At 40.7% G+C, this 5,181-nt stretch carries 2 protein-coding genes; one reads left to right on the forward strand and one right to left on the reverse strand.

Features of this window, described 5'->3' with window-relative positions; all coding sequences use genetic code 11:
- The coding region (locus LBH98_07280) for a hypothetical protein (GenBank protein ID MDR0304550.1) at positions 1 to 1,647 on the forward strand (1,647 nt) is incomplete at its 5' end.
- A 291-nt stretch (positions 1,648 to 1,938) separates the two neighbouring features.
- Here the strand turns inward: LBH98_07280 and metH are convergent.
- Entirely contained in the window at positions 1,939 to 4,665 is a 2,727-nt protein-coding gene (metH, locus tag LBH98_07285; protein MDR0304551.1) for a methionine synthase, read from the reverse strand.
- Positions 4,666 to 5,181 lie beyond the last annotated feature (516 nt).

Consider the following 5,181-nt stretch of genomic DNA (forward strand, 5'->3'; position numbering starts at 1 on the left):
TTTTGGGCGAAATATCTTCGTCCGCCCAAAGAGGAATACTGGGATTACATAATAGAGCGTCGAGATATGCTTGTTCCGCAGGATGTTCGCGAAAGAAAGGGTTCATTTTTTACTCCGCAACGGTGGGTGGAGTTGTCACAACGTTATATCGCCGAGGTTTTGGGCGAAAACTGGCAGGATGAGTATTATGTATGGGATTGCGCTGCGGGCACGGGAAATTTACTCATCGGACTTACTAACAAATACAATATATACGCTTCGACTTTGGATAAGGCGGATGTTGATGTTATACGCGACAGAATAGAAAACGGAGCCAATTTGCTTGAGAATCATGTATTTCAGTTTGATTTTTTAAATGATGAGTTTTTACCAAAAGCAAAAGGCGGAAAATTACCGGATAAACTGTTTGAAATTATAAGCGACGAAGAAAAAAGCAAGAAACTTATTGTTTATATTAACCCTCCGTATGCGGAGGCTGGCGACAGTAAGCAGAGAACTGGGACAGGAAAAAATAAAGATGGGGTATCAAACGCAAATAAAACGGTAAAAACATATAAGTTAATGCTTGGAAAAGCAAGTAATGAACTGTTTACACAGTTTTTGATAAGAATACATTGCGAAATACAACGTTGTAAAATTGCAAATTTTGCAAAGTTGAAAGCGCTATGCGCTTCCAACTTTGGAGTTTTCAGAGAAAACTTTCGTGCAAAGCTGGAAAAACTCTTTGTAATACCTGCCGACACCTTTGACAATGTTCACGGACAGTTTCCTATAGGCTTTCACGTTTGGGATACCGATAAGAAACAGAAGTTTGAAAGCATATCCGCAGATGTTTATGATAAGGATGGAAATTTGAGCGGAGAGAAAGTGTTTTACTTCTATGATGATAATAAAAAAGGAAGAATTAATCAGTGGTTAAGAAAACATAACGATACAAAAACATTACAAGGTATAGGATATTTAATGGCGGATGCACCGGATTTTCAGAATAACAGAGTTGTTAATATCCAAAATAAAAAAGGAATAAGGCATGGAATTTATGTTTTAATTACCACAACAAATTTAATTCCGGCATGTATTTACTTCGCAGTTCGCAAAGTGATTCCTGAAAACTGGTTAAACGACCGTGATCAGTTTCTTTTTCCAAATGATTACTGGAAAAGTGATATTGAGTTTAAGACGGATTGTTTTACTTACACTCTTTTCAATAATAATATAAGTGCAAAACACGGCACAAACCATTGGATTCCGTTTATTGAGAGCGAAGTGAATTCTCGCGAGAAATTTAACAGTAATCTTATGACCGACTTTATCGCCGGAAAGGTAAAATTAGAGAAAGAAAACAGTTTATTTGAAGAAGAACGCACAAAACCCCGGCCGCTTAGCTTTTCACCGCAGGCTTTGGCTGTCTTTGACGCGGGTAGAGAGTTGTGGAAATATTATCACTCTCAGAAAAATATTGACGTAAACGCCTCTTTTTACGATATTCGCGAATTTTTTCAAGGAAGAAACGACACGGGAAAGATGAATAATAAATCAAACGATGAAAAGTATAACGAACTCATCGGTAATTTGCGGCAAGAGTTGAAATTTTTGGCGAAAAAAATCGAACCGAAAGTTTATGAATACGGCTTTTTGATGAGGTGAGAGAGTATAACGTCAAATTTTCAAACGTTATCAAGCGGCGAACAACGATCTTTCATAACATAACACCCGGCATTCCAATGCCGACATACAAAGAAATGTACTTGTAATTATACCGGAAACTTTGATTAAATTGTTATTATTTTTGATATACACATATCCGATAATAAAAGTTATGACGCCGGACAAAGCGAAAATAATTAATAACGCGTATTGAATATGCACATACAAAATAACGGCGCAAAAAATAAAGAATCCAATGTTTTTCGTTTAATTTCGGAGCGATTCGTTATTTTAATTATTCGCCCTATTCGCTCTGGCAAATTCAAGCGAAACCTTTTCGCTTTTTTGACTTTGTCGGGTTTGCCGTAAATTTTCGTATTGCGTGTTAAGTTCGTCAAGGAATTTCTGTTTTTCGCCGCTCAAAAGTTTTTTCACAATTCCAGGCATTAAAGAAGCGTCGCGAACCTGAACTACTCCGAAAGAATACTGCGGGGAAATTTTTATCGCGGTATGAACGGGCGAAGTCGTAGCGCCGCCCAAAAGAAGCGGGATTTTCATTTTGCGTTCGCTCATTCTTTTTGCGACGTTCGCCATTTCTTCAAGCGACGGCGTAATCAAACCGGAAAGTCCGATAATATCTACGTTTTCCGTCAACGCCTTGTCTAAAATATCCTCGCATGAAACCATTACGCCCATATCTATAACTTCATAATTGTTGCACTGCAAAATAATCGCGACAATATTTTTGCCTATATCGTGAACGTCGCCTTTGACCGTAGCCAAAAGGATTTTACCCGCCGATTTCGCTTCCCCCTTTTTTTCTTTTTCTATCTGGGGACGTAAAACCTCAACCGCTTTTTTCATAACTCTCGCCGATTTTACAACCTGCGGCAAAAACATTTTTCCATCGCCGAACAACTGACCGACCGTGTTCATTCCGTCCATAAGCGGACCTTCGATAATCGCAACCGCGCTTTCAAATTCTTTTCGAACTTGCGCGACGTCTTCTTCGATAAAATCGGTTATTCCTTTTACAAGCGAATGAGAAAGCCGCTGGGCGGCAGGCAAAGTGCGCCACTGCGCCGTTTTTACTTCTTTCTGATTTTCATTTTTAAGCGATTGCGCCAAATCAAGTAAGTTTTGCGCGGCGTCGTTATTCCTGTCAAAGAGCAAATCCTCTATCTTTTCTTTAAGTTGTGCATCTATTTCAGAATAAGGAGGGATTACGCCGGCATTTACAATTCCCATATCCATTCCCGCCGCGATCGCATGACAGAGAAAACAGGAATGGATCGCCTCACGAATAAAATTGTTTGGGCGAAACGCAAACGAAACATTGCTTACGCCGCCGGAAATATGGGTTTTGGGCATTCTTTGTTTGATGATTCTTACCGCTTCGATGAAATCGATCGCATATTTTCTATGCTCGTCAAGTCCGGTTCCTACCGCAAAAATGTTCGGGTCGAAAATTATATCTTCTTCGTTAAATCCTATTGCTTTAAGAATATTGTACGACCTTTCACAAATTTCTATTTTTCGCTCTTTCGTATCCGCCTGCCCTTTTTCGTCAAACGCCATAACGACGATAGCCGCGCCAAAACGCATAATTTTTTTCGCTTTGTCGATAAATTTCTCCTCGCCCTCTTTAAGCGAAATCGAATTTACTATAGTTTTGCCGCCGCAGCATTTCAGTCCCGCTTCTATAACCTCCCATTTGCTGCTGTCTATCATTACCGGAACGCGATTTACCGATGGGTCGGCGGCAAAAAAGTTCAGCGTGTTCTTCATTTCTTCTTCGGCGTCAAGCATTGCGTCGTCAAGGTTTACGTCTATTACCTGCGCACCGCTTTCGACTTGCTCGCTTGCCACTTTCAACGCTTCTTCATAATTTTTTTCACGGATTAATCGGGCGAATTTTGCGCTTCCCGCAACGTTTGTTCTTTCGCCTATATTTACAAAAAGCGAATCTTTGCGCAGTTCAAACAGTTCAAGCCCGCTCAAAAGCATGTTTCTGTTTCTTTTTTCTATTTTTCTCGGAGGATATTTTTTAACACAGTCTGCAAGCGCTTTAATATGGTCGGGAGTAGTTCCGCAGCAGCCGCCTACGACATTTAGCAAACCGTCTTTCGCCCAATTCTCAATAATATCTACCATTTGCTGCGGTGTATGCGTATAATTCCCAAGTTCGTCGGGAAGTCCGGCATTAGGATGACACGAAACTCCACAGTTTGCAATCTTTGCCAATTCTTCGACGTATGGAGCAAGCAAATCCGCTCCCAAAGAGCAATTCAGTCCGATAGAAATCGGTTTTGCATGCGCGACGCTTGCATAAAACGCAGATATTGTTTGCCCCGTCAAAATTCGTCCAGAAACGTCGGAAATCGTTCCGGAAATCATAATCGGAACATCTACTCCATGCTTTCTATTGTATTCCTGTACGGCAAAAATTCCCGCTTTTGTGTTAAGTGCGTCAAACTGCGTTTCAAGCAGAATACAATCCGCACCGCCTTTAATCAAATTCTCAACGGCGATATAAAAAGTATCCGATAATTCGTCGAACGTAATATTTCTTGCCGCCGGATTTTCCACGTCGGGCGACATTGAAGCGGTTTTTCCGGAAGGACCTATGCAACCCGAAACGAATCTAGTAACACCCGTTTCTCGTTCTATTTCGTCAGCGACTTTCCTTGCGATTTTCGCCGCCTCAAAGTTGAGTGTCGCGACGTAATTTTGCAATCCGTAATCCGCCTGTGAGACCGCGTTTGCGTTAAAAGAGCAGGTATCGACAATGTCTGCGCCGGCTTCAAAATATCTTCTGTGCAACTCTGCGATAACGTCCGGTCTTGTAATCGGTAAAACGTCGTTGTTGCCTTTGAGAGGTATTTTGTTGCCTGCAAAAATTCCTTTACTGAAATCTTTTTCGCTAAGTCCGTATTTTTGGATTTCAGTTCCCGTCGCTCCGTCAAGAACTAGAATTTTTTCTTTCATTTTTTGTCGAAGCAAATCGAATCTGTTCACAGTCCGCTCCTTTGTTTATATGAAAAATACATCATTGATGCCGGTTCTGTCAAAGAATATCGGGATTGCTTCGGAAAGAAACAAATGACGGCGAACAGGAAATATAAAGACAGAGTATTCACGAAATTATTCAGCGACAAGGATAATCTCTTGGATTTGTATAACGCCGTTGAAAACAAAAATTACGGAATGTATTAAAGAGATTTTTGGAGAATAACGGAGGAGATGTTATGAGTATGTTATAGCAATTATATTTAACAAATCTTTTTCGCAAATATTATTTTATCGAAAGTTTTGACTACAACCGAACTAAATATACAGAGGGAAACAGTGCCGAATTACTCAAAAAACTTGACTTTTACTGCGGCAAGCGGTATTTTACATAAGTACCTTTTGAAGGTCTTCGGTCTTCGGTCTTCGGTCTTCGGTCTTCGGTCTTCGGTCTTCGGTCTTCGGTCTTCGGTCTTCGGTCTTCGGTCTTCGGTCTTCGGTCTTCGGTCTTCGGTCTTCGGTCTT

The sequence above is a fragment of the Chitinispirillales bacterium genome, from assembly GCA_031254455.1.
In the GTDB taxonomy this organism is placed as follows: Bacteria; Fibrobacterota; Chitinivibrionia; order Chitinivibrionales; family Chitinivibrionaceae; genus WRFX01.